Raw genomic sequence first — 25652 nt, 5'->3', positions numbered from 1 at the left:
AGTTATAATTATTTTGTATTAATACACAGTGGAGTATTCAGCTAAATAATTCGTTAGCGATGAACGTCAGCCGGGTAAATTGTGTAATCTGAAAAAGCAAAAAAAGTCCCGATCTCACGACCGGGACTTTTTCTTTAATTTGGGGCGTCAGATAACGCCCTTGAGTAATAACCGTTTACTTTGTAACGTCAGCGCCGAACCATTTTTCAGACAGCGCTTTCAGGCTACCGTCTTTCTGCATGTCCGCAATCGCGGCATCGATGGCTTTCAGCATGTCTTCGTTGCCTTTACGCAGCGCAACGCCAGACTCCTGGCGGGAGAACGCTTCACCGGTGACGGCCAACGTATTATTGGTTTTCTTCACCAGATCCAACGCCGCCAGACGGTCAACCAGAATGGCATCGATACGGCCTACGCGCAGATCCTGGTATTTAGTCGGATCGTCATCATAGGTACGCACATCCACGCCCTGCACGTTCTGGCGCAGCCACTCTTCATAGTTGGTGCCCAGACCCACGCCGACTTTTTTGCCTTTCAGATCAGCTGCGGTCTTGATAACGCCTTCGTTGCCTTTTTTCACCAGCGCCTGAACACCGGACACGGTATACGGCGTGGAGAAGTCATACTTCTTCTTACGCACGTCAGAAATGGTGACCTGGTTAATCACCACGTCGATACGTTTGGAATCCAGCGAGGCCAGCATCCCGTCCCATTTGGTCGGTTTCAGGTCCGCTTTCACGCCCAGATGTTTCGCCAGTTCCTGCGCAAATTCCACTTCAAAGCCGGTCAGTTTGCCGTCATCGCCCTGGAAGCTGAACGGAGGATAAGTCCCTTCCAGGCCCACGCGCAGTGAACCGCGCTCTTTAACCTGGCTCAGCAGGTTTTCTGCCGCGAAGGTTTTCACGCTCGCCCCGGCGACCAGCGCCACGGCCATCATGCCCATCAGAGCCTGACGGCCCATAAATGCTAATTTCATCATTCCCCCGAAAATTCGAATTTTTTGCAGTGTAAGACGTTTGCGAAAAACAGCTAATACCCGTCCGTTATATGCCATTCAAATTTAATATATATCAGAGGTTGCCTGATACGCGAACTTCTGCTGGCCCATCGCAGGACGCAGGTTTTTGAATTGCGAATATTTTCGCAGCGCGATGCGGTAATTGTTGGTGCTGGTCTGCGGAAGCCACGGTGCGAGATTTTCGTCCGCTTCGCCATCGAGCAGTTCGCGGTCGATTTTCAGAGCCGACAGATGATTGCCGAGACGACGCAGGCGAACCACATATTCGCGCACGGTGCCCGGGCTCATGTCGGTTTGTTCGAAGAGATACTGTTTAAAGCCGAGGATATCGAAGAAGTCGCTCTGCTCTTTGCAGTGCAGATCGCCGCAGAAACGGCACAGCGCGACCCACTCGCGGCGCTCCTGCAGCCAGTCGGCTTCGTCCATTAAGGTATCGAGGCGGGAAATGGCGATTTTGTTGACGATTTCCCCGCTGCGCACAAGCGTAATGCGATCAAGCATTTTGTGGCAGTGGGCACAATGCGTCTGGCTGTGTTTAAAGTCTTTGAGATAGCGGCTTAAAGGCCGTCTTTTTACCTGCTGCACCGTCATGATAACTCCTGGTAGTCAATGCTATGTGCGGCATTACTCCAGGAGCGACGGCTTAACCGCCTTCCTGGTACCGACCCAGTTTTGTTCGCAAACGCTTGATGGCCTGACTGTGAAGCTGACTGACGCGCGACTCTCCGACTTCCAGCACCGCCCCAATCTCTTTCAGATTGAGCTCTTCCTGGTAGTAGAGCGTCAGCACCAGCTGCTCACGTTCCGGTAACGCTTCAATGGCGTCCATCACGCGCTGACGCAGGTTGCCTTCCATCAGTTGATGGAGCGGGTTCTCCTGTTGATTCTCTTCAGTCACCAGCTCGATACTGTCGCCGTGCTCTTCCCGCCACTCGTCGTAGGAGAAGATCTGGCTGTTATTGGTATCCAGCAGCATCTGTCGATACTCTTCAACAGCAATGCCAAGGCGCTGTGCGACTTCTGTTTCCGTCGCGTTGCGTCCCAGTTCCTGTTCCAGTTGACCCATCGCCTGCGCCACTTCTCGGGCATTGCGGCGGACGCTGCGCGGCACCCAATCGCGGCTGCGCAATTCGTCCAGCATCGCGCCACGTATGCGCTGTACTGCATAGGTGGTAAATGCCGTGCCTTGCAGAGCATCGTAACGTTCGACGGCATTCAATAACCCAATGCCGCCCGCCTGAAGCAGATCGTCCAGTTCCACGCTCGCGGGCAGGCGCACCTGAAGGCGCAATGCTTCGTGTCGCACCAAAGGGACATAACGCTGCCACAGCGAGTGTTTATCCATTACACCTTCAGCGGTATACAGTGAATTCACGATAAACAGCCCTGCAATAGTTGAGTTATCGGCATGATTATCCGTTTCTGGAGGGGTTTTAATCGACGGAATAGTGGCTAAAAGGGGGGGTTATTTGGAGAGTTAAGTAAAACTCTAAAACGAAAAAACCCCGCCGAAGCGGGGTTGAGTAGCAAATTCAGGATTAGCCCTGCAGCAGAGACAGAACCTGCTGTGGAACCTGGTTTGCTTTAGCTAACACGGAGTTACCCGCCTGCTGGATAATCTGCGCTTTAGACATGTTCGACACTTCGGTCGCATAGTCGGCGTCCTGAATACGGGACTGCGCTTCAGACAGGTTGGTGGTGGTGTTGTTCAGGTTGGTTACCGCAGAACCCAGACGGTTCTGGATAGCACCCAGAGAAGAACGGAATTTATCGACGGATGCGATAGCTTCATCCAGTTTAGCCAGAGGATCAGAGCTTGCACCGGTAGTCAGGCTGCTCAGACTAAGGTTCTGAGTGTCAACTTTGAACGCGGCAGTACCCGCAGTTGCAGCAGTATCAGCAGACTGCGGATCAATGGCGATAAAGAAGTCTTTGCTTGAACCATTTGCAATATCAAAACCGTTTGCTTTCAGGTTGTTAGTTTCTGCAGGGCTTGCCGATTTGATGGTAACTTTAGCAAACATATTGCCGTTATCATCTGTATAAACGTTAGTGCCATCCAATTTAGCGCCACCAGCAGCCAGACCCAGACGGGTAGACAGATCGTCAGTAGTACCTTTTTCACCTACAGTTGCCTGAGTAACATTAGTTGTCGCACCGTAATAAGCCTGGAAGTCAGGAGCACCAGCCAACGCAACTGGTGTACCTTTAGGACCATTTACGTTAAAGCTGTCCAGACCCAGAGTCTTGGAGTCGATTTTCTTCAGGTCGATATCGATGGTTTCGCCATCGTTCGCGCCAACCTGGATAGACATTTTGCCGTCTTTTGCCAGAACGTTCACGCCGTTGAACTGAGTCTGACCGGATACGCGGTCAATTTCAGACAGACGGGATTTGATTTCGTCCTGGATTGAAGACAGGTCGGAATCAGAGTTAGTACCGGTAGAAGCCTGAACGGTCAGTTCACGTACACGCTGTAAGTTGTTGTTGATTTCGGACAGTGCGCCTTCAGTGGTCTGTGCCACAGAGATACCGTCGTTGGCGTTACGCGCAGCCTGAGTCAGGCCCTTGATGTTAGAGGTGAAGCGGTTAGCAATCGCCTGGCCCGCCGCATCGTCTTTCGCGCTGTTGATACGCAGACCAGAAGACAGACGCTCAATGGAAGTCGACAGAGCAGACTGGTTTTTGTTGATGTTGTTCTGAGTGATCAGCGAGAGGCTGTTGGTATTGATGACTTGTGCCATGATTTCGTTTCCTGTGTTTCAAATCTGTGGTTACGGTTTGGGTTTCCACCCGTCGGCTCAATCGCCGTCAATGTGGTTATCGTCGCCCTCCCACTAACCTTTAGATTTTTTTTCACAAACACTGGAATAATTTTTTAGCCGCCGAAATAGTCTTCCCTGTTGCCTTTATTCCCGCCATTAAAAAAAGAAAATTAAACGTAAACTTTGCGCCAATCCCGCCGATAACCCCGGTATTCATTCTACATGTCGCTACATTAAGGAATAAATATGGCAAGTATTTCAACACTGGGAATAGGTTCGGGTCTCGATTTAAGCACCATCCTGGATAACCTTGAAGCCGCTGAAAAAGCGACGTTGACCCCGATATCGACTCAACAGTCTTCCTATACCGCAAAACTGAGCGGATACGGAACCTTAAAAAGCGCGCTGGTTTCTTTCCAGACCGCCAACACTGCGCTGAGCAACGCTGATTTATTTACCTCGACCACTACCAGCAGCAGCTCTTCTGCGTTCAGTGCCACCACCACCGGCAATGCGATCGCCGGGAAATACACCATAAGCGTGTCGCAGCTGGCCCAGGCCCAGACGCTGACCACCACCAACACCCAGGCCGACAGCAAAACCGCGATTGCCAGCGCTGACAGCAGCATCACTATTCAGCAAGGCGGTGGCAAAGATCCGGTCAAGATTGATATCAGCGCGGCCAACTCTTCACTGAGCGGCATTCGCGATGCGATTAACAAAGCCGACGCTGGCGTCAGCGCCAGTATCATCAACGTCGGTAACGGTCAGTACCGTCTGTCTGTCACCGCCAACGATACCGGCTCTGATAACGCAATGACCATCAGCGTCAGCGGTGACAGTGCCCTGCAAAGCTTTATGGGCTACGACGCGTCCGGCAATGGCGGCATGGAAGAGTCCGTTACGGCGCAGAACGCCAAACTCAAAATTAACAATGTCGATATCGAGAACAGCAGCAACACCATCAGCGATGCGCTGGAAGACATCACGCTGAATCTGAACGACACCACCACAGGCAACCAGACGCTGACGATTGCGAAAGACACCTCAAAATCTGAAAGCGCCATTAACGCGTGGGTCACGGCGTATAACGCCCTGCAGGACACCTTCAGCTCGCTCACCAAGTACACCAAAGTCGATGCCGGGACCGATGCCCAGGACACCAGCAACGGCGCCCTGCTCGGCGACAGCACCCTGCGCACCATTCAGACCCAGCTGAAAAGTATGTTGTCCAGCTCCACCGGCAGCTCAGCGTATAAAACCCTGGCGCAGATTGGTATCACTTCTGACCCAAGCACCGGCAAACTGACCGTCGACAGCACCAAACTGGAAAGCGCGCTGAAAACCAACTCCGCAGACATCAAAGACATGTTTGTCGGCGACGGCAAAAACACCGGCATCACCACCACCATGGGCAGCAACCTGACCAGCTGGCTCTCGACGACCGGGATTATTCAGGCCGCGACCGATGGCGTGAGCAAAACCCTGAACAACCTGACCACTCAGTACAACGCCGCCAGCGACCGCATCGATACCATGGTGGCCCGTTACAAAGCCCAGTTTACCCAGCTGGACGTGATGATGAGCTCGCTGAATTCCACCAGCAGCTATCTGACGCAGCAGTTCGAAACGTCTTCCAGCAGCAAAAGCTAACTAAATTCGCCCAGGAGCTAACATGTACGGCGCAAAAGGCACACAGGCCTACGCAAAAATCGGAGTCGAAAGCGCAGTAATGAGCGCGAGCCAGCAGCAGCTGGTGACTCTGTTGTTTGATGGTGCACTCAGCGCACTGGTGCGCGCGCGCCTGTTTATGCAAGACAACAACCTTGAGGGGAAAGGCCTTTCCCTCTCTAAAGCCATCAACATTATCGAAAACGGCCTCAAAGTCGGGCTGGATGAAGAGAGTGGAGATGATCTAACGCAAAACCTGATTGCTCTTTACGCCTATATGGTAAGGCGTCTTCTGCAGGCCAATCTGCGTAACGAGGTGTCTGCCGTCGAAGAGGTAGAAGCCCTGCTGCGCGATATCGCTGATGCCTGGAAGGAAGTTGCCCTCTCGCCCACTCTGATTCAGGACGCCGTCTAATGAGCACTGCACCGCAACTCTATAGCCTGTACCAGCAGCTGCTTGACCGAAGCCTCGTCATGCTGCGATTCGCCACAGAAGGACAATGGGACGAACTGATCGCCTGTGAAATGGAGTATGTCAGTGCGGTGCAAAAACTGGCAGAAATCACGCAACAAACGGAGCCGTCGACCGTCATTCAGGATCAGCTGCGCCCGGTACTGCGCGCTATCCTCGATAACGAAACCGAGGTCAAGCGCCTGCTGCAGGCGCGAATGGAGGAGCTGGCAAAACTGGTGGGTCAGTCCACCATTCAAAAATCGGTCCTCACCACCTACGGCAAACAGGGCGGCCACGTTCTGGTCCCGCAGGAAAGCCGCGACACTCCAACCAACTGATTCGCTGGCGCGCGCTGCGCGCCAGGCGTTTTCCCGCTTTGTATTCCATACTAGAGTCTCCTTGTCACACGGAGTCTGTGTATGCGCAATCCTACCCTGTTGCAGTGTTTTCACTGGTATTACCCCGCTGGCGGTGAATTGTGGCGAGAGGTCGAAGCGCTTGCGCCCAATCTCAATGAAATTGGCGTCAACATGATTTGGCTGCCCCCGGCGTATAAAGGCGCATCGGGCGGATATTCCGTCGGCTACGACAGCTATGATCTTTTCGACCTCGGCGAGTTCGATCAAAAAGGATCGGTCGCCACCAAATACGGCGATAAAGCTCAACTGCTGGCCGCCATCGATGCGTTGAAAAAGAATGATATCGCGGTACTGCTCGACGTGGTGGTGAACCATAAAATGGGCGCCGATGAAAAAGAACGCATTCACGTTCAGCGGGTGAATGAACAGGACCGAACGCAGATTGACGATGAAGTGATCGAATGCGACGCGTGGACCAAATACACTTTCCCGGTCCGGGCGGGACAATATTCGCAGTTCATCTGGGACTACAAATGCTTCAGCGGCATTGACCACATCGAAAATCCGGATGAAAACGGCGTCTTTAAAATCGTCAATGATTACAGCGGTGAAGGCTGGAACGATCAGGTCGACAATGAAATGGGCAACTTCGACTACCTGATGGGCGAGAATATCGATTTCCGCAATCACGCGGTCACCGAGGAACTCAAATACTGGGCGCGCTGGGTCATGGAACAAACCCAATGTGACGGTTTCCGTCTCGATGCGGTGAAACACATTCCGGCGTGGTTCTACAAAGAGTGGATTGAGCACGTGCAGGAAGTCGCGCCGAAGCCCCTGTTTATCATCGCGGAATACTGGTCCCACGAAGTCGATAAGCTTCAGCACTACATCGATCAGGTCGATGGCCAGACGCTGCTGTTTGATGCACCTTTGCAGATGAAATTCCACGAGGCCTCTCGACTGGGCCGCGATTATGACATGAGCCAGATTTTCACCGGTACGCTGGTGGAAGCCGATCCGTTCCACGCCATTACCCTGGTCACCAATCACGACACCCAACCGCTTCAGGCGCTGGAAGCCCCGGTCGAACCGTGGTTTAAACCGCTGGCCTACGCGCTGATTTTGCTGCGAGAAAACGGCGTGCCGTCGGTGTTCTATGCGGATCTGTTCGGGGCGGTGTACGAAGATACCGGTGGCGATGGCAACAGCTATAAAATAGACATGCCGGTCATTGAGCAGTTACACGAACTTATTGACGCCCGCCAGCGCTTTGCCCACGGCGTGCAAACGCTCTGGTTCGATCACCCGAACTGCATCGCGTTCAGCCGCAGCGGGACCGACGAAGCGCCCGGCTGTGTGGTGGTATTGTCCAACGGTGACGACGGCGAAAAAACGCTGACGCTGGGCGACAACTACGGCAACAAGCGCTGGAAAGATTTTCTCAATAATCGCGAGGAAGTGGTCGAAACCGATGCGCAAGGCAACGGCGTCTTTACCTGCAACGGCGGCAGCGTCAGCGTGTGGGTAATGGAGGACGTGCTTTAAGGCAGGAATGAAACGCATCCCGGCGGCGCGATGCCAGCCGGGGTGATTAACACAAACCCGGTTACGGCAGCGGAGAAATCAGCGGATTCGTCTGCAAGTAATCCGCGCATTCCTGAGTTGGGCGATCGACGCGTTTTAAGGTCATGCGGTCGTAATCGATACGCTCGCCTTCTCTGTCGATGGCGTAAACTTCTTTCTTGTTAGTGACATTGTAAATGTCGTCATCACGCAGCATCAGCTTACCTGGTCGCGCAATAACGCGTTGCCACTGGCGACAATCCAGCGTATCGCCCTCTTGGGTGATAACCAGGGTGGCTATCGCTTCCGGGCTGACCATCGCACTCTGCGGGCCTTCCGACTGCCAGTAACCCGCCAGATCCGAAGGCGCTGGCGCTTTGACCACCTTATTATAATCATCCACCTGGACACATCCGCTTAATGCCAGCAGCGCGCCGAGAATCGCAATCTTTTTCATCACCTATCCTGAAAACCGTGAAAAAAATATTGTGTCATTAAAGCGTTATCGCTTCCAGCCTTTACTGAACCTCAAGCATACGTCTTACGGGTAACCCAACGGGGTGAGTGTGATTGGCATGGTTTTTCTCTGCGTTCGCCATCCACGCATGTGCTGACTCCCAACGGAGTGGTAACCGCAGGTTCATTACCTGCAAATACACAGGTCTCCGTGGCATTTAAGAGTACCTTTACCGCTGCGCTGAAAAACGGTCATGCACATTCTGCTCACGAAAGTGGTGGAGAGCATGGTTCCGGGAATGGCGCCAATAACGCAGCGGGGACCCATAGCGCACACGGCTCAGGCGGTAACTCGCATATTGGTGGTGGCCTTTCAGGCGGCGGGTTCCATTACTAAACACTAAAAGGGGCTAACGCCCCTTTTTCTTTTTCGACCACGAGCGCATGACATAACAGCTGGTTGATGGCATTAAAAACTGCATGATCCATCGTTCACCCAAGATTTACTCTCGCGAAATATCCCATCCATGTCCCTAGGCAATCTTACTTGTCTACCCCCTGCCTACTTCGTGAATTGTATGCGACCAACACTAAGAATCAGCAGGACTCGGGAATCCCTTAATGTACCGCCGATCAACTCTGTATATAAATACAGTATTAACAGTTTGTAATATCGCTCAAGTCTAGATGTCTAACCATTTCTTTTGCGTTATCATCATGGTTACAATTATTCTAACCTGCGCAGGTATCAATATGACGAGTTTGAGAAAAGTCGCGTTCTCTCTTAAAAACTGGGTATATAAAAAACAGATCACATCAACTATTCGCCGCATGGACGAGAAAGTAGATCATACCAAATGGGTTGGGGCAGAGTTTCATCCTGACTACTTCACGCCATTTAGCCTCGGCTATCCAAAGTCATACAGCCCACAAGGTGTTGCACGTAGTAATGACATTGAAAGCGATGTTGGGACCTTGGCTGCCAGGATTACAAATGACTTTAAAGACAAGCTTGTTGGTTTCTTAGGGGATGATACCCGCCTTGATGACATCTACCTGTTCTGGTACGACCCCGAGCAGCGTAAGGAGTGGAGTCTTTCAAACTCTTGGCATGATGACAATGTCGGTCATCGCATAAAAATCTATGTCTGTTTCGAAGGAAACGGAAATACGCCAACTGTCGTCATTCCCAATAGCTACAACAAGCCTTATACACCACGGAAGAGCGAGATCGCGCGATTCGTTGGCAAACGTGATATCGAAAATGCATCAAACCAGGTCAAACTGGCGTACAAATCTGGTGATATCGCTATGTTCGATACAGCGTGTTTGCACAGAGGGCTATACGAAGAGCCCGCAGGTTTACGTGCCGTGTTGGTCATGGAGTACATTGACCGCAATAAAGCAAACAGCATCGCTGGAAAATCCCCTTGTGGTCCTGCAATGAGCCGCAATGGAAAAGTCACCTTTTCTCAAGAAGCGTACGATGCCCTTAACGCAACGGGCTTAATTGACAATGCAATCATCAAGAAAAATGGTGATCGCTACGAGTATTCTCTGGCATTTTTGTAATGACTTTCCGGCAATAATGCTATGATTGTCTGCATATTTTTTCTTTACGACGCGTTTTGTGCATTTGCAAAATGCGTTGTAGCTGGTATGAATTTGATGTCAATTAAAACAATTTGCGAAGGTCTATGTGCGCAGAACCCGGCTGTTTTCGAACCAAATTTTGACCGCCTTCTCTGAGACCATGCGTGATTACGATTGCTTTACGAATGAAATTCCGAGTGTTCCAAACGACAAAAAAGAACCTGAGTCAGGTTGACTACTCGTGGGACAGATAATAAATCGATAATATTTTCCTCGCTAGTTTTTTAGAATGAAAAATAAGGATTAATGTGCAGACTAAAAATTTTTGATACCTATCGAGATTAGATCACTTACGTTTCGTTGCAGCGATTTTAGTGATCTTTTTACATTTCCGGGGGGATATCTCAAAGAAATCAGCTGATGTAACTTCGATAACGGGTTATATATATCGTTGGATAAACTCCGGCGCGACAGGCGTTAGTCTGTTCTTGGTACTTTCAGGTTTTATATTCTGTGTAATATCTGATGGAGGAAGAAAAGGCATTGAGTATAAACAGTTCATAACAAACCGTGTATTACGCATATTCCCGCTTGTTATTTTTGTGTTTTTTATTGCTGTAACTATCCATGGGTCGTTTGTCAGCATTGATGATATTTTTAGGCTTGCTCTACTTCAGTTTAATACCGGATCTTCTGTAAGCGACTGGATGGGCAAAGAACCTATTCTTATCCCCATGTGGACTCTGGCAGTAGAATTCCAGTTTTATTTGATATTCCCATTCATTGCGTTATTTATAGGCAGGTATGGGATTAAATACGCATTCAACATGCTCGCACTGATGATTATCATAAAATTCATGATTATCACCTCTTATGGCGACGCTGCGTACCACGAACTGTACAAGTCCCTTATCGGCAGATTAGACCAGTTCACAATTGGAATCATTACCGGATACTTTTATCTTTCACACAAGGATAAGTCGCTGAAGCTGACACAGACGCTAATCATGTTCTTAACTTCTGTCGTCGCCATATCATGGTATACCGTTTCCCAAAAGAGCGCCTTTGTCATCTTCAATTTTAGCTTGACCATTGAAGCTTTGCTATGGGCATTTGTAGCCTACAGTTATCTCATGCTTCCGTTGAAGTTGCCTGTCGCGCTTGATAAATCGTTATCCTATCTTGGGGGGCTGAGCTTCTCTATGTACCTCATGCACATTCCTGTGGGTAGGTTTGTTCAGAGAGTGTTGGGTGATGTAACGTCGGGCATTAATCCCGCAATTACGACAGCTGTGATTATTCTTCCCGCTGTTATTATCATGTCCGTTGTGACATTTACGCTAATAGAAAAACCTTTTATAAATCTCAGGAAAGGTTACGTTGAATCAAAATAAAACAAAGCGCCTAAAGGCGCTTTGTTTTATTTTTCTGATGTGGGATCGGATGTGAATAAATAATAATATTCAGTAGGTTACGCGACCTACACCTGCATGCTCATCATATGAGCATACATTTTTCATAATCGACAAAGATCGTCCAAGAGCGCACCAAATAACAGATGGTTATAGTCGTCGAAAACATCAGTCGTCTAAGTTCACCTTAGAGCGAGTGCTGTTTTATGTCCCATCCATGCCCCATCACATCACCGGGCAGTCATCAAACTCTCCAGAACGTGCATCGTTGATGATGTACGTGATGACTCCGAATATCGGTTTATCGTCATCTGATATCTCACCGACCTTACGCAGTCTCTCACGCTTACCGTTCTCCAGGTTCTCCAGATGCGGCTCAGGGTTAGTGCGGTACCGCTTAACCTGGAACTCGCCATCTACTGCACAGACAAGCAATGAGCCATCACATGGATTTAGCGAAGCGTCGACAACCAGCATTGCACCCTTGAGGATGCCTTCCCGGTAATGTGTCGCTCCAGCCCTCATGAAGTACGTCGCGGCTGGTCTCGATACGATGCGCTCATCGAGCGATATGCGCTGTTCTGCAAAGTCTGCTGCAGGACTCGGGAATCCCATAACCCACCTCCGATAGATACTGTATATTAATACAGTATTACTGATCGGCGGTGTCGATCAATAGTGTTTGTAGTGCTACACTTCAGACCTTTCCGAATTAACTGATTTCTATAATGTTAAAGATGAGCGCATCATGAGCATCAACCTTACTTCCATTTACCGCAGCCAGGCCTTGCGTTACTGTCTTGTGGGAGGACTGAACACTGCGGTGACAGCTTGTGTGATCATCCTACTTACCGCCATTGGTGCAGGGCTGTATTTTGCTAATTTTTTAGGTTATGCAATAGGTATCTTGTTTAGTTACATTCTCAATACCGTATTTACGTTTTCTTCTAAGCCCTCAGTATCAAAACTTCTGAAGTTTGTAGCATGCTGTGGCGTTTGTTATGTAATAAATTTGTTTGCGATGAAAATGGTCATGCTTTCTGGTGCTGAGAACGTATACTTTATTCAGTTGACAGGGATGTTTTTCTATACAGTCTCTGGCTTTATTATTAATAAATTATGGGTCATGAAATAATGAAAGCTCCAGTTCTTTCAATAGTTGTTCCTTGCTATAACGAGCAAGATGTTTTTAATCTTTGTCTTGATGAATTATCAAGACGTATAGTCGAAATGAAAGATAAAGGTAAAATTAATACCAAAAGCCATATTGTATTCGTTGATGATGGAAGCAAAGATGCAACATGGAGTTTAATACAAAACGCCTCTAACAATAATAAGTTAGTAAAAGGCGTAAAGCTGTCACGTAATAAAGGCCATCAGACTGCTTTAATGGCTGGCTTGTCATCATGCATAGATTCTGATATTACTGTAAGCATTGATGCTGATTTGCAGGATGACACAGCAGTTATTGAAAAGATGGTTGACTCATATCTTACAGGACACGATATTGTTTATGGAGTAAGAAATGACAGAACGTCAGATAGCTTTTTTAAGAAGTTCACAGCCGAAGCATTTTACAAAATAATGACAAAGCTTGGAGTTAGTCAAGTAGAGAATCACGCTGATTTTAGACTGTTGAGCAAAAGGGCATTGCATTCACTACTGCAGTACAAAGAACAAAATCTTTATATAAGAGGGCTTATACCTCTGATTGGGTTTCCTTCAGAGAGTGTTTATTATTCTCGTAGCGAGAGGGCTGCGGGCGAATCAAAATATCCTCTTAAGAAAATGCTGGGATTGGCTCTTGAGGGGATCACTTCATTCTCAGTCACACCTCTAAGAATTGTTACGGCGCTAGGTTTTATTATATCAATACTATCATCTGTGGGTGTTGTATATACGCTAATTCAGTACTTCCTTGGTCATACGGTGAGCGGTTGGGCCTCTATGATATTAGCAGTTTTGTTTATTGGAGGCGTGCAAATGCTATGCTTAGGTGTGATAGGTGAGTATATCGGCAAGATTTATATGGAATCCAAAAAAAGGCCAAAATTTTTTACTGAATCTAAAATTGGATTTAATGAGAATGACGGGAACATGTAAATGAGATCTGAGCAATATAATAAAATAATATACTTATCAGGGGCGGTAATCATATGCCTGTTGACGGCGTATTTTTACACATCAACTGAAAATGACATTTACTCGTTCGATTTCCTAGCGTACTGGAAAATGTACAGTGATTACAGCTCATTATTATTTAGCGACCCATTACTGTATTTAGCTAAAACATATAAAGAAGTCTACAGCCAGGATTATAACCCTTTAGCGTCTTCTATTATTGCGCCTGTTTACTATGTATTTGGCGGTTCAAGATTTGTTTATATCTCTGCAGTGGCCATCTGTTATTTAATCCCTGTGTCTTACTTAGTTTATCTAATTATAAAAGAAAGCACGAAATTAAATAACCCTATAACATTTGCAATATGCTTATTAGTATCAGTAAGTTTTGTTGGCTATTGGAAACCTATTCTCAGAGGGTATCCTGACGTTGTTTCCATGATTCCATTATTATATTGCATTTACTATACCCAACGTCACTCGCTCTCATTTAAAGTCGATATAAAACGGGCTTTGCTTGTCGGTTTACTTCTGTGGCTGCCATTTGTTTTGCGCCGATGGTACGCTTATACTATTGTTGCAACATATTTAGCGCTTCCTTTAGCTGAGTTAATTTGGAATAAGGCCGCAAACTATAAATCTACATTTATTAACCTTCTGGCGAATTACACTATAGCAGGAACCGTGAGTATCCTGCTTGTTTTTGTTTTTCAAAAAGATGTTGCAATAAGAGCTATTACAACCGACTATTCGTCTGTCTATTCAGCTTATGGACTTCCAGTTCTAGATAGCATCCATAAAACAATTGATCACGTTGGTTTGTTTTTATTTATTGGTTGTTTGGTTAGTTTTTTTATTTCATATTTAATGATTAAACAATCAAGAAAAGTATTATTTATCATTACTTTTATTTTTGTTTTAAGCTATATATTGTTTGTACGCACACAATCGCCAGGCCATCAGCATGAAATACCATTCGTCACATGGATGTTAATTCCACTGTTAATGGTGATAACAAAACTGATAAACAAAATAAAAAATGAAGAACTGAAAGCGCAAACAGTTGCTATAACCATATTTATATCTATATTGATTACTTCAGTATCTATTTATCGTTCGGTGTTCTCTGATAGTTTTGGAAGAACATTCTTTCCTGAGAAAGTTTACCAACTTAAATTGGATAACTATGATAATTATCTCGAGATGGTTAGCTTTCTTAAAGAAAGACTTCTGAAAGGTAATGTAAAATATGTGTCGGTTATCAGTTCTGGCGGTGTACTTAATCAGAGCATGCTCAAGTATATGGCAAAAGGAGATCTCGATAAAAGCATAAAATTAACACCTCAAATAGACTTGCGGGATGGAATGCCTATTGATTCTTTGTTATCAGAATACCTGATAGTTGTTACACCTATTGATACTCACCTCCCTTATGGTCAGGAAGTTATAAAGACAACAGCTGCTGAGATTTTATCTGGTAAAGGATTGGGGTCTCACTATGAAGAAATAAAGAGATTCAATCTTGCAAACAGATCGCAAGGAATCATTTACAAAAAAACATCACCATTTGCTGTTAATGAAATCAAAGAATTTATTGCTAAGTTCACCAAGTATTACCCAAAATGGCAAGATGATTATGATAATGAGAAAGTTATATCACTGATGACATCCAGCTTTTCTCTTGGGGATGGGGCGGCATGGTATTCCAGAAGTAGCGAATTTGGCATAAACACTCATCCAGGTAGAAATATGGATACAGTTATCAGTTTTATCCCGTTAAGGGATATGATAACTATCAGGTCAACAAGTACTACTTGTAAAAATGCTGATGGCGTTTATGTTTCATATTCCTCTAAAGAGGAAGGTGGGAAATTACATATAGAGCCAGGCAAAGAAGCTGCAATATTATTGCACGATAATTCTAAACGATTGGAATTGCGCATAAACAAAGGTATAAATGACGCTTGTGATAGTATTGTAATCAACTGAAATAATTAAGCGCCCAAACGGGCGCTTTTAATGTCAAACCAATATTCTCCAGGCACCACCAATTTTTTTAACAGTTATAACTCTGTTACCATTTGCAGATCCGGTAAATACCTTATTTGTGCTTCCTACAGCAAGCCCCGCACCTCCGGTATTGAATGTTATTTGCCCTGCTGTATCGTTAGTAATAAGAACATGAAATGATACGCCGTCAGGGACGTTTGTATTTATTCCAGATACAACAGTATTATCTGAGGCACTTGCTATGGTATATGTCATGCCCGGCTGAGGAATCCACGCATTCGTTATAGTTGGCCATCCAACACTTGTTAATGTGTTAAAAGCCGTAGTATTTGTGCTTGGCTGCTTAAATGAACCTCCCTCGATAAAATACGTCCTGTTTCTTTTATCAAAGATAACCTTTATTAGTTTGTTATTGTTCTCTCCGTAACCTATGTAATGAATCCCCCCCTGAAGATACGCGCCACTGATGGTAATACCAGAACCCGGAAGATCTGATGTGCAAGCAAGATAGAAATGATCTGTAGTTCCAATTTCATCAATATATATCCTCATGTTAGCAGCAGAAAGGGTTCTGTAAACCATTCCTGTAACCGGCTTTATTGATGTAGTTGCTGAGGTGCTAAATTGCCCTCTAGGAGATGTAAGTGGACTTTGCGGCATCATCTGACCTAAAAGTGCCACCCCTCTCTCGTATGATGCAATTGCTTGCTGTCCATGTGGTAATGTGGATAAATTAAGAACAGTACCATGCCTTAAACCCTCAGTACTTGATACTGGAGATGCAGATGACCAAGTGGAAAAGTCCGAAGTAGTCATATAGTAATAATCACCTAGGGTGTTATATGCATCTGCGTAAAGGTACCACTTATTATATTTTATAGAATATGTAAGGCATGGTGCTTCAACGTATATTCCGCCAAAATCAAGATCTGATATCTTTGAATAGTGTAGTGGCACACTGAATTTGGCCACCTGAACAGAGGTGATATGCTCACCTCAGAACAACACAGGTGCACCAATGAAAAGAAAAAATTTTAGTCCTGAATTCAGACGTGAGTCAGCCCAGTTGGTTGTCGATCAAAATTACACTGCCGCTCAGGCAGCGAAGGCCATGGACGTTGGCCTTTCTACGATGACGAAATGGGTAAAACAGCTGCGTGATGAACGGCAGGGCAAAACGTCAAACGCCTCTCCAATAACCCCGGAACAAATCGAAATACGTGAGCTAAAGAAAAAGCTGCAACGTATTGAAATGGAAAACGAAATATTAAAAAAGGCTACCGCGCTCTTGATGTCAGACTCCCTGAACAGTTCTCGTTAATCGGGAAACTCAGGGCGCGTTATCCAGTGGCCTCTCTCTGCCACGTGTTCGGGGTTCATCGTAGCAGCTACAAATACTGGCAAAACCGTCCTGAAAAACCAGACGGCAGGCGGACTGTATTACGAAGCCAGGTGATGGAGCTGCATAACATCAGCCATGGTTCTGCCGGAGCAAGGAGCATCGCCACAATGGCAACCCAGAGAGGCTATCGGATGGGACGCTGGCTTGCTGGCAGACTGATGAAAGAGCTGGGGCTGGTCAGTTGCCAGCAGCCTACTCATCGATATAAACGTGGCGGCCATGAACACGTCGCGATCCCGAATCACCTTGAGCGGCAGTTCGCAGTGACAGAGCCAAATCAGGTGTGGTGCGGTGACGTGACGTATATCTGGACAGGTAAGCGCTGGGCATACCTTGCAGTTGTTCTCGATCTGTTCGCGAGGAAACCGGTGGGTTGGGCAATATCGTTCTCCCCGGATAGCAAACTGACGGCCAAAGCGCTGGAAATGGCGTGGGAAGCTCGCGGCAAGCCAGAAGGAGTGATGTTCCACAGCGATCAAGGCAGTCATTATACAAGCAGGCAGTTCCGGCAGTTATTGTGGCGGTACCGGATCAAACAGAGTATGAGCCGACGTGGAAACTGCTGGGATAACAGCCCGATGGAGCGCTTCTTCAGGAGTCTGAAGAACGAATGGGTGCCAGTGACTGGTTACGTAAGCTTCAGCGATGCTGCCCATGAAATAACAGATTATATCGTTGGGTATTACAGCGCGCTCAGGCCGCATGAATATAACGGCGGGTTACCCCCCAACGAATCGGAAAATCGATACTGGAAAAACTCTAAAGTGGTGGCCAGTTTTTGTTGACCACTACAAACCAGATTGGCACAGTCATGCTGGTTCCTGCGGATACTTCTGTCGGTTGGTTCCGCGAGGCTATCGAGACCGCCAGCGAAGTGCGATTTATCACCGCCGGACGGCTGGCATTTATCAACCCAGTCACCGGGAAGCCTGTCAGCGGTAACAACAAGGGCAGCATGCTGATTATCTGGCGACCGTTCCCACGGACACATTGCCAGTTCACCTCAGTTGAACGTGACGAATTGATGACATTTGGCGCGAAACTTCTCGCCCGTCGGGAGGCTGCATGAAGGGTATGACCACAGAACAAGAAAACGCCCTGCGTGCCACAGCACGGAACTGCAATGACGAACTGATGGCCGCATTGAAGCAGGAACCCAAGCCAAAGTTTGACACCGTCAGCAGGCTGTTACTGGCTAAGCATTACGAAAAGATAAAGGGACTCGGTGTCCCTTTTGTTTTGTTCATCTACACCATCGGTCGCATCAACGGCCAATTCAGGGAGCACTGATATGGCCGACATCATTGATACCGCAGCAGAAATTGAAGAGCTTCAGCGTAACGCTGCCCTTTCCGCTCACCGACTGAACCGTAACGCCGTATCAGCAGAGCATTGCGTGGAGTGCGGCGAGGATATCCCGGCGCCGCGGCGCGCTGCCGTTCCAGGCTGCCGGACGTGCGCCGATTGCCAAATTGAAAGAGAAAAGCGCAGATAACACTTTATGAATTACTGAGCTTTTCCGCTTATCTTCAGCACCGTCGCAAAATTATTTGCGCAAAGTACCGTTAATAGCCTTGATGGCATCAATGCTGACAAACTCTTCTTCGCTTAACTTCTTGGCTGCAACCTGGCCTTTTTCAACTAATTGAGTAACAACATACAGGTCGCCATTTTCAGTTTCGAATAAATCGCCAACCTCTAAAGTTTCAATTGGATTTTGCATAAATGATCCTCAATACCCCTAAATTGTCATGAATAGATTTCAACGGCAATTCAACTCAGAACTTTAGAAAAATCTTCTGAAGAATACAGCACACACCGTTCATTTTTCGATACATAACGCAACTGATAGTCATTTATGAGCTGGCTATTGGGTGCGAAAGCACTGCCACCGTTATCCCTTTTGCCCGGCCCCGCGCCGGGCTTCTTTTTGCCTGGAGAACACCATGAGCGAAATGACCTTAATCGTGCCCAATGACTGGGTTACCGAAGATAAGCTCGTTGAGATTACCGGCCTTCGTCCGGGAACCATTGAAGCGGCGCGAAAAAAATCCTGGATGGTTGGACGGGAATACTTGCACATCTCACCGGATGGCGTACCGAAGCCGAACAGTGAATGCATGTATAACCACAGGGCCGTCGATCAGTGGGTCGAAAGCCTCAAAAAGAATCAGCCTGGTGCGCGCCAATGAAGATCCGTTTATGCTTAACGGGCTCTTGGACGTCAGGAGGGAACAATGGCTAAATCAGCATACCCAACAGGCGTTGAGAACCATGGCGGCTCGCTGCGCATTTGGTTCATCTATAAAGGCACGCGAGTCCGGGAAAATCTCGGCGTGCCTGACACACCCAAAAACAGAAAGGTGGCTGGCGAGCTGCGTTCTTCTGTCTGCTATTCAATAAAAACAGGATGTTTTAACTTTGCAGTGCAGTTCCCTGATTCCCCAAACCTGAAGAAGTTCGGAGCTGAGAATCGGGAAATCAGCGTGAGTGATCTTGCCAGAAAGTGGCTTGAGCTCAAAAAAATGGAGATCAGCACCAACTCGCTTGGCAGATATAAATCCATTGTCCGGAATATGGCTCCACGGATTGGTGAGAACAGGCTGGCTTCATCCATAACACAGGAAGATTTGCTGTTCATAAGGAAGGACCTATTGACCGGTTATCAGGTGATGAAGAAGGGACACCGCACGCCCGTTAAAGGAAGGACGGTTCCGACGGTGAATAACTACATGGGCATTATGGCAGGGATGTTTCAGTTCGGTGCCGATAGCGGTTACATCAGGACCAATCCTTTCTCAGGCATAACGCCACTGAAGAAGGCGCGCTCGGAACCGGATCCACTCACCCGCGATGAGTTCGTTCGGCTGATTGATGCATGTAGACATCAGCAACTGAAAAATATGTGGTCACTGGCGGTCTATACCGGCGTTCGTCATGGTGAACTTGTATCACTGGCATGGGAAGACATCGACCTCAAAGCTGGAACGATGACGATCCGCCGTAACCACACTCTGATGAAGGAATTCACCCCTCCAAAAACAGATGCGGGCACGGACCGGGTGATCAACCTCATTCAGCCAGCAATAGACGTGCTGAAAAGCCAGGCAGAAATGACCAGGCTCGGGAGACAGTATCAAATTGAAGTTAAGCTCCGGGAGTATGGAAGAACAGAACTGCATCCTTGCACGTTCGTGTTCAACCCGCAGATCGTAACGCGTAATAGCCGGGCCGGGCATCATTACGCAGTGGGTTCTATTAACCAGGGCTGGGAGGCGGCAATGCGGCGCGCCGGGATTCGCTACCGCAAAGCATACCAGTCCAGGCATACTTACGCATGCTGGTCGTTAACTGCGGGGGCAAACCCTAACTTCATCGCGAAGCAAATGGGCCACTCTGACGCACAGATGGTTTACAGGGTATACGGATCCTGGATGACCGAAAACAATCAGGACCAGATACTCATTTTGAACCAAAAATTATCCGAGTTTGCCCCATCCATGCCCCACGCTGTGGGATCGGATGTGAATAAATAATAATATTCAGTAGGTTACGCGACCTACACCTGCATGCTCATCATTTCCTGGTACGCGGACACCAGCTTGTTACGCACCTGAATGCCCATCTGCAGGGAGACGGATGATTTTTGCAGGTCGGTCATCACATCATTCAGCGCAATACCCGACTCGCCTAAGGCAAATTTCTCTGCCTGCGCTTTGGCGCTGTTTTGCGTCTCGCTGATGCGATCGAGAGCGGCATTGAGCTGGCCCGCAAAGCTGATAGATGGCTGTTCTTCCACCTTCTGATTGCGCGCGACGCTGGCCGCGGCCTGCATCTGCGTCAATACCCCTTCAATACCTGTAATGGCCATGTTAATCCCCTGGTCGATGTCATGGGAAATGAGATTACCAGTTTGTCAATGAGATAAAGGCGCTAATTAACGTTAAAAACCTCGACTATTTGACCCATAGAAAATTCCGGAACGGCAAATAATGGCATAGCACCCATTTTGCCTTTGCCGACCGGGAGTCAGCCTTGCTTTTGTACACGTTTAACGCCATCGACCTGGATTCACGAGGTGCGCAATGAGCGCGACAGCCACGACCATGACACCAACCAAGATGCCTGAGTGGGTCGCTCGCCTGCGCGCTAACCCGAAAATCCCCTTAATGGTTGCCAGCGCAGCCGCCGTCGCGATCGTCGTCGCGCTGGTGCTGTGGGCGAAAGCGCCTGACTACCGCACGCTGTTCAGCAATCTGACCGATCAGGACGGCGGTGCCATCGTCACCCAACTTCAGCAAATGAACGTCCCGTATCGCTTTGCCGATAGCGGCGGCGCCATCGAAGTGCCTGCCGATAAAGTGCATGAACTGCGTCTGCGCCTCGCCCAGCAAGGCCTGCCGAAAGGCGGTGCGGTTGGGTTTGAGCTGCTGGATCAGGAAAAATTCGGCATCAGCCAGTTCAGCGAGCAAGTGAACTACCAGCGTGCGCTAGAGGGTGAACTCGCCCGTACCATCGAAACCCTCGGCCCGGTGAAAAGCGCTCGCGTGCATCTGGCCATGCCGAAGCCTTCATTATTTGTGCGTGAGCAGAAACTCCCTTCCGCCTCCGTGACCCTGAACCTCGAACCCGGCCGTGCGCTTGATGAAGGACAGATTGCGGCGGTGGTGCATCTGGTTTCCAGCGCCGTGGCCGGCCTGCCACCGGGCAACGTGACGCTGGTCGATCAGGGCGGTCATCTGTTGACCCAGTCCAATACCGGCGATCGCGACCTGAATGACGCCCAGCTGAAATATGCCTCAGATGTTGAAGCCCGCGTGCAGCGCCGCATCGAATCGATTCTGTCGCCGATTGTTGGCAACGGAAATATCCACGCGCAGGTCACCGCGCAGATCAATTTCGACAATAAAGAGCAGACTGAAGAGCAATACAGCCCGAACGGCGACGCTAGCCAGGCAGTGATGCGTTCGCGTCAGGTGAATGAGAGCGAGCAGGTCGGCGGCCAGAACCCAGGCGGCGTGCCGGGGGCATTGTCCAACTCCCCTGCTCCCGCCCCGAACGCGCCAATCTCGACGCCTCCGGCGAACCAGCAAGCAGGTGCGCAAGGCCAGCAGCGTAATACCAGCACCAATAACCAGAGCGGGCCGCGCAACAGTTCGCGTAACGAAACCACTAACTACGAAGTCGACCGGACCATTCGTCACACCAAAATGAACGTTGGCGATATCCAGCGCCTGTCTGTTGCGGTAGTGGTGAACTACAAAAATCTGCCGGACGGTAAGCCGTTGCCGCTGACCGCCGATCAGATGAAACAGATTGAAGATTTGACCCGCGAAGCGATGGGCTACTCCACCACCCGGGGCGACACCCTGAACGTGGTCAACTCGCCGTTTACCGCGGGCGACGAAAGCGGTGGCGAACTGCCGTTCTGGCAACAGCAGTCGTTTATCGACCAGATGCTGTCCGCCGGACGCTGGGTCCTGATTGCCCTGGTGGCGTGGATCCTGTGGCGCAAAGCCGTGCGTCCACAGCTGGTGCGCCGCGAGGAAATCGCTAAAGCCGCGCTGGAAGAAGCGAAAATGGAGCGCGAAACCGCCGATGCGGTGGAAGTTCGCCTCAGCAAAGATGAACAACAGCAGAGTCGCCGCGTCAACCAGCGCCTGAGTGCAGAAGTGATGAGCCAGCGTATTCGCGAAATGTCAGACAACGATCCGCGCGTCGTCGCGCTGGTCATTCGCCAGTGGATGAGCAACGACCATGAGTAACACGACCCTTTCAGGCACCGATAAAAGCGTCATCCTGCTGATGACCATTGGCGAAGATCGCGCGGCGGAGGTGTTCAAGCACCTCAATACCCGCGAGGTGCAAACCCTCAGTGCAGCGATGGCCAACGTGCGCCAGATTTCAAACAAGCAGCTGACCGACGTGCTGGCCGAGTTTGAACAGGAAGCCGAGCAGTACGCGGCGCTGAACGTCAACGCCAACGAATACCTGCGTTCGGTGCTGGTGAAAGCGCTGGGCGAAGAGCGTGCCGCCAGCCTGCTGGAAGACATTCTCGAAACCCGCGAAACCACCAGCGGCATCGAAACGCTCAACTTTATGGAGCCACAAAGCGCCGCCGACCTTATTCGCGACGAGCATCCGCAGATCATCGCCACCATCCTCGTGCACCTCAAACGCGGTCAGGCGGCGGATATTCTGGCGCTGTTCGACGAGCGTCTGCGTCACGACGTCATGCTGCGTATCGCCACCTTTGGCGGCGTGCAGCCAGCGGCATTGGCGGAGCTGACCGAAGTGCTGAACAACCTGCTCGACGGTCAGAACCTCAAGCGCAGCAAAATGGGCGGCGTGAGAACCGCAGCAGAAATTATCAACCTGATGAAAACCCAGCAGGAAGAAGCGGTCATTACCGCCGTGCGCGAATTCGACGGCGAGCTGGCGCAGAAAATCATCGACGAGATGTTCCTGTTCGAAAACCTGGTCGAAGTGGACGATCGCAGCATCCAGCGCCTGTTGCAGGAAGTGGATTCCGAATCGCTGCTTATCGCGCTCAAAGGTGCCGAACAGCCGCTGCGCGAGAAGTTCCTGCGCAATATGTCCCAGCGTGCCGCCGATATCCTGCGCGACGATCTGGCCAACCGTGGCCCGGTTCGTCTGTCTCAGGTCGAGAACGAACAGAAAGCGATTCTGCTTATTGTGCGTCGCTTAGCGGAAACCGGCGAGATGGTGATTGGCAGCGGAGACGACACTTATGTCTGATTCCACACCATGGAAAATCTGGCAGCCTGACGACCTTGCCCCGCCGATGCAGGCGTTTGTGCCAGAGTTCAGTGAAAGCCGCGCCGAAGAGCCGGTCGACGAGATTTCCGAAGAGCAGAAGCTGCAACAGCAGCTGGCGCAGATTCAGATGCAGGCCCACGAACAGGGCTATAACGCCGGGCTGGCGGAAGGCCGCGCCGCCGGGCAGTCACAGGGTTATCAGGAAGGCTTAGCGCAAGGGCTCGAACAGGGCCAGGCGCAGGCGCAACAGCAACAGATCCCGCTCCACGCGCGGATGCAGCAGTTGGTCAGCGAGTTCCAGCACACGCTGGACGCGCTCGACAGCGTGATCGCCTCGCGTCTGATGCAAATGGCGCTGGAAGCCGCGCGACAGGTGATTGGCCAGGCGCCGATTGTCGATAACTCGGCGCTGATCAAACAGATTCAGGCGCTATTGCAACAGGAGCCGTTGTTCAGCGGCAAACCGCAGCTTCGCGTACATCCTGACGATTTACAGCGCGTGGAAGATATGGTCGGCGCGACGCTGAGCCTGCACGGCTGGCGGCTGCGCGGTGACCCGTCGCTGCATCATGGCGGCTGTAAAATTTCCGCCGACGAGGGTGACCTCGATGCCAGCGTCGCCACCCGCTGGCAGGAGCTGTGCCGCCTGGCCGCTCCGGGAGTAGTGTAATGACCGCCCGCCTGACCCGTTGGCTCACCACGCTCGATAATTTCGAGACCAAAATGACGCAGCTGCCGTCGGTGCGGCGCTATGGGCGTTTGACTCGTGCTACCGGGCTGGTGCTGGAAGCCACCGGGCTGCAATTGCCGCTCGGCGCGACCTGCATTATTGAACGTCAGAACGGAAACGAAACGCACGAAGTAGAAAGCGAAGTGGTGGGCTTCAACGGTCAGCGCCTGTTTTTGATGCCGCTCGAAGAAGTGGAAGGCATTTTACCCGGCGCCCGCGTGTATGCCCGCAACGCGTCCGGCGACGGTCTGCAAAGCGGGAAACAGTTACCGCTCGGCCCGGCGCTGCTCGGGCGCGTACTCGACGGCGCGGGTAAACCGCTCGACGGCCTGCCCGCCCCGGACACCACCGAAACCGGCGCGCTCATCACCCAACCGTTTAACCCGTTGCAGCGCACCGCCATTGAACACGTGCTCGACACCGGCGTGCGGCCGATTAACGCCCTGCTCACTGTCGGACGCGGCCAGCGTATGGGCCTGTTCGCCGGTTCCGGGGTCGGTAAAAGCGTGCTGCTCGGCATGATGGCGCGCTACACCCAGGCCGACGTGATCGTGGTGGGCCTGATTGGCGAACGTGGTCGCGAAGTCAAAGATTTTATCGAGAACATTCTCGGGGCCGACGGACGCGCGCGTTCGGTGGTGATTGCCGCCCCGGCTGACGTCTCGCCGCTGCTGCGTATGCAGGGTGCGGCCTACGCCACCCGCATTGCTGAAGATTTCCGTGACCGCGGTCAGCATGTATTGCTGATCATGGATTCCCTGACCCGTTACGCCATGGCCCAGCGTGAAATCGCGCTGGCCATCGGCGAACCGCCCGCCACCAAAGGCTACCCGCCTTCGGTATTTGCCAAACTGCCCGCGCTGGTTGAACGCGCCGGGAACGGCATCAGCGGCGGCGGCTCGGTCACTGCGTTTTATACCGTGCTCACCGAGGGCGACGATCAGCAGGATCCGATCGCCGACTCCGCGCGCGCGATCCTTGACGGCCACATCGTGCTGTCCCGCCGTCTGGCGGAAGCGGGCCACTATCCGGCCATCGACATCGAAGCCTCTATTAGCCGCGCCATGACCTCTCTGATCACCGAGAAACACTACGCCCGGGTGAGAAACTTCAAACAACTGCTTTCCAGCTTCCAGCGCAACCGCGACCTGGTGAGCGTCGGGGCGTATGCCAAAGGCAGCGATCCAATACTCGACAAGGCGATCGCGCTGTGGCCGCAGCTGGAGGCGTTTCTGCAACAGGGTATTTTCGAAAAAGCGGACTGGGAAGAGTCACTTCAGGCACTTGAGATTATCTTCCCGGCAGCCTGAGAGCA

General features: G+C 50.1%; 27 protein-coding genes and 1 pseudogene. 19 read left to right on the top strand and 9 right to left on the bottom strand.

What is annotated here, in order from left to right:
• Positions 1 to 175: 175 nt before the first annotated feature.
• The 4 genes from tcyJ to A8O29_RS08600 form a co-directional block, all read right to left on the bottom strand.
• Complete coding sequence (tcyJ, locus tag A8O29_RS08615) at positions 176 to 976, bottom strand: cystine ABC transporter substrate-binding protein (RefSeq protein ID WP_125351941.1); 801 nt, start codon at positions 974 to 976, stop codon at positions 176 to 178.
• An 84-nt stretch (positions 977 to 1060) separates the two neighbouring features.
• Complete coding sequence (gene fliZ, locus A8O29_RS08610; protein WP_125351942.1) at positions 1061 to 1609, bottom strand: flagella biosynthesis regulatory protein FliZ; 549 nt, start codon at positions 1607 to 1609, stop codon at positions 1061 to 1063.
• Between the two features lie 52 nt (positions 1610 to 1661).
• On the bottom strand, positions 1662 to 2393 hold the full coding sequence (locus A8O29_RS08605; RefSeq protein WP_110509631.1) for an RNA polymerase sigma factor FliA: 732 nt from the start codon (positions 2391 to 2393) through the stop codon (positions 1662 to 1664).
• Between the two features lie 163 nt (positions 2394 to 2556).
• Positions 2557 to 3762 (bottom strand): FliC/FljB family flagellin, encoded by a 1206-nt coding sequence (locus A8O29_RS08600; protein WP_125351943.1) that lies wholly within the window; start codon positions 3760 to 3762, stop codon positions 2557 to 2559.
• 267 nt (positions 3763 to 4029) lie between these two features.
• Here A8O29_RS08600 and fliD point away from each other — a divergent pair, with 267 nt between their 5' ends.
• The 4 genes from fliD to amyA all read left to right on the top strand — a co-directional run bounded on the left by fliD (position 4030) and on the right by amyA (position 7815).
• Positions 4030 to 5436 (top strand): flagellar filament capping protein FliD, encoded by a 1407-nt coding sequence (fliD, locus tag A8O29_RS08595; RefSeq protein WP_125351944.1) that lies wholly within the window; start codon positions 4030 to 4032, stop codon positions 5434 to 5436.
• A gap of 22 nt (positions 5437 to 5458) precedes the next feature.
• Positions 5459 to 5869 (top strand): flagellar export chaperone FliS, encoded by a 411-nt coding sequence (fliS, locus tag A8O29_RS08590; protein WP_125351945.1) that lies wholly within the window; start codon positions 5459 to 5461, stop codon positions 5867 to 5869.
• On the top strand, positions 5869 to 6246 hold the full coding sequence (fliT, locus tag A8O29_RS08585; protein ID WP_110509627.1) for a flagella biosynthesis regulatory protein FliT: 378 nt from the start codon (positions 5869 to 5871) through the stop codon (positions 6244 to 6246). The genes fliS and fliT overlap by 1 nt, the downstream gene beginning before the upstream one ends.
• Before the next feature lie 81 nt (positions 6247 to 6327).
• Entirely contained in the window at positions 6328 to 7815 is a 1488-nt protein-coding gene (amyA, locus tag A8O29_RS08580) for an alpha-amylase (protein ID WP_174081284.1), read from the top strand.
• A 61-nt stretch (positions 7816 to 7876) separates the two neighbouring features.
• Here the strand turns inward: amyA and yedD are convergent, their stop codons facing one another.
• Positions 7877 to 8290 carry a lipoprotein YedD gene (gene yedD / locus A8O29_RS08575; protein WP_125351946.1) on the bottom strand — a complete coding sequence of 138 codons (414 nt, stop codon included), beginning with the start codon at positions 8288 to 8290 and terminating at the stop codon, positions 7877 to 7879.
• Between the two features lie 752 nt (positions 8291 to 9042).
• Between yedD and A8O29_RS08570 the strand changes: the two genes are divergently transcribed.
• Together A8O29_RS08570 and A8O29_RS08565 are read left to right on the top strand one after the other, a co-directional pair.
• Entirely contained in the window at positions 9043 to 9861 is an 819-nt protein-coding gene (locus A8O29_RS08570; protein WP_125351947.1) for a phytanoyl-CoA dioxygenase family protein, read from the top strand.
• Positions 9862 to 10256: 395 nt separating this feature from the next.
• Positions 10257 to 11276 carry an acyltransferase family protein gene (locus A8O29_RS08565; protein ID WP_168713820.1) on the top strand — a complete coding sequence of 340 codons (1020 nt, stop codon included), beginning with the start codon at positions 10257 to 10259 and terminating at the stop codon, positions 11274 to 11276.
• A gap of 243 nt (positions 11277 to 11519) precedes the next feature.
• Here the strand turns inward: A8O29_RS08565 and A8O29_RS08560 are convergent, their stop codons facing one another.
• The gene (locus A8O29_RS08560; RefSeq protein ID WP_125351949.1) at positions 11520 to 11909 is read right to left on the bottom strand and encodes a HumD family translesion DNA polymerase; all 390 of its coding nucleotides are present in this window, start codon (positions 11907 to 11909) and stop codon (positions 11520 to 11522) included.
• Positions 11910 to 12042: 133 nt separating this feature from the next.
• Between A8O29_RS08560 and A8O29_RS08555 the strand changes: the two genes are divergently transcribed.
• The 3 genes from A8O29_RS08555 (at position 12043) to A8O29_RS08545 (ending at position 15404) form a co-directional block, all read left to right on the top strand.
• Positions 12043 to 12429, top strand: a complete 387-nt coding sequence (locus A8O29_RS08555; protein WP_125351950.1) for a GtrA family protein — start codon at positions 12043 to 12045, stop codon at positions 12427 to 12429.
• Positions 12429 to 13397 carry a glycosyltransferase family 2 protein gene (locus A8O29_RS08550; protein ID WP_174081283.1) on the top strand — a complete coding sequence of 323 codons (969 nt, stop codon included), beginning with the start codon at positions 12429 to 12431 and terminating at the stop codon, positions 13395 to 13397. Before A8O29_RS08555 ends, A8O29_RS08550 begins: the two co-directional genes overlap by 1 nt.
• Before the next feature lie 129 nt (positions 13398 to 13526).
• On the top strand, positions 13527 to 15404 hold the full coding sequence (locus A8O29_RS08545; protein ID WP_148098766.1) for a hypothetical protein: 1878 nt from the start codon (positions 13527 to 13529) through the stop codon (positions 15402 to 15404).
• A 33-nt stretch (positions 15405 to 15437) separates the two neighbouring features.
• Here the strand turns inward: A8O29_RS08545 and A8O29_RS08540 are convergent, their stop codons facing one another.
• Entirely contained in the window at positions 15438 to 16382 is a 945-nt protein-coding gene (locus tag A8O29_RS08540) for a glycoside hydrolase family protein (protein WP_174081282.1), read from the bottom strand.
• A 61-nt stretch (positions 16383 to 16443) separates the two neighbouring features.
• Here A8O29_RS08540 and A8O29_RS08535 point away from each other — a divergent pair.
• The 4 genes and pseudogenes from A8O29_RS08535 (at position 16444) to A8O29_RS08520 (ending at position 18322) form a co-directional block, all read left to right on the top strand.
• Positions 16444 to 17612, top strand: a protein-coding gene (locus A8O29_RS08535; RefSeq protein WP_125351954.1) for an IS3 family transposase whose coding sequence is annotated in 2 segments (ribosomal slippage) — positions 16444 to 16693 and positions 16693 to 17612 — 1170 coding nt in all. Because the reading frame shifts where the segments join, the coding sequence is not laid out codon by codon here.
• 8 nt (positions 17613 to 17620) lie between these two features.
• Positions 17621 to 17896, top strand: a pseudogene (locus tag A8O29_RS08530) (DNA N-6-adenine-methyltransferase); the annotation flags it as partial.
• Positions 17893 to 18117: a hypothetical protein gene (locus A8O29_RS08525; RefSeq protein WP_246316647.1), complete on the top strand. Its 225-nt coding sequence runs from the start codon at positions 17893 to 17895 to the stop codon at positions 18115 to 18117. The pseudogene A8O29_RS08530 and the gene A8O29_RS08525, both read left to right, overlap by 4 nt.
• A gap of 1 nt (position 18118) precedes the next feature.
• Entirely contained in the window at positions 18119 to 18322 is a 204-nt protein-coding gene (locus tag A8O29_RS08520; RefSeq protein WP_125351955.1) for a TraR/DksA family transcriptional regulator, read from the top strand.
• Between the two features lie 51 nt (positions 18323 to 18373).
• On the opposite strand, the gene A8O29_RS08515 is transcribed toward A8O29_RS08520, so the two are convergent.
• Entirely contained in the window at positions 18374 to 18550 is a 177-nt protein-coding gene (locus A8O29_RS08515) for a hypothetical protein (protein WP_168713821.1), read from the bottom strand.
• 223 nt (positions 18551 to 18773) lie between these two features.
• Between A8O29_RS08515 and A8O29_RS08510 the strand changes: the two genes are divergently transcribed.
• Positions 18774 to 19019 carry an excisionase family protein gene (locus A8O29_RS08510; protein ID WP_125351956.1) on the top strand — a complete coding sequence of 82 codons (246 nt, stop codon included), beginning with the start codon at positions 18774 to 18776 and terminating at the stop codon, positions 19017 to 19019.
• Between the two features lie 45 nt (positions 19020 to 19064).
• Positions 19065 to 20363 carry a site-specific integrase gene (locus A8O29_RS08505; RefSeq protein WP_125351957.1) on the top strand — a complete coding sequence of 433 codons (1299 nt, stop codon included), beginning with the start codon at positions 19065 to 19067 and terminating at the stop codon, positions 20361 to 20363.
• Between the two features lie 23 nt (positions 20364 to 20386).
• Here the strand turns inward: A8O29_RS08505 and fliE are convergent, their stop codons facing one another.
• Entirely contained in the window at positions 20387 to 20698 is a 312-nt protein-coding gene (fliE, locus tag A8O29_RS08500) for a flagellar hook-basal body complex protein FliE (protein WP_125351958.1), read from the bottom strand.
• Positions 20699 to 20912: 214 nt separating this feature from the next.
• On the opposite strand from fliE, the gene fliF reads away from it, so the two are divergent.
• From fliF to fliI, 4 genes are read left to right on the top strand one after another with little or no spacing between them, the layout of a single operon-like run.
• On the top strand, positions 20913 to 22592 hold the full coding sequence (gene fliF / locus A8O29_RS08495; RefSeq protein ID WP_125351959.1) for a flagellar basal-body MS-ring/collar protein FliF: 1680 nt from the start codon (positions 20913 to 20915) through the stop codon (positions 22590 to 22592).
• Positions 22585 to 23586: a flagellar motor switch protein FliG gene (fliG, locus tag A8O29_RS08490; protein WP_110509621.1), complete on the top strand. Its 1002-nt coding sequence runs from the start codon at positions 22585 to 22587 to the stop codon at positions 23584 to 23586. The genes fliF and fliG overlap by 8 nt, the downstream gene beginning before the upstream one ends.
• Positions 23579 to 24277 carry a flagellar assembly protein FliH gene (fliH, locus tag A8O29_RS08485; protein WP_125351960.1) on the top strand — a complete coding sequence of 233 codons (699 nt, stop codon included), beginning with the start codon at positions 23579 to 23581 and terminating at the stop codon, positions 24275 to 24277. The genes fliG and fliH overlap by 8 nt, the downstream gene beginning before the upstream one ends.
• On the top strand, positions 24277 to 25647 hold the full coding sequence (gene fliI / locus A8O29_RS08480) for a flagellar protein export ATPase FliI (protein ID WP_125351961.1): 1371 nt from the start codon (positions 24277 to 24279) through the stop codon (positions 25645 to 25647). The genes fliH and fliI overlap by 1 nt, the downstream gene beginning before the upstream one ends.
• Positions 25648 to 25652: the final 5 nt, after the last annotated feature.

The sequence above is a fragment of the Scandinavium goeteborgense genome (assembly GCF_003935895.2).
GTDB classification, from domain to species: domain Bacteria; phylum Pseudomonadota; class Gammaproteobacteria; order Enterobacterales; family Enterobacteriaceae; genus Scandinavium; species Scandinavium goeteborgense.
Note: the sequence above shows the minus strand (reverse complement) of the source record. Positions and strands in the feature narration are given on the sequence as shown.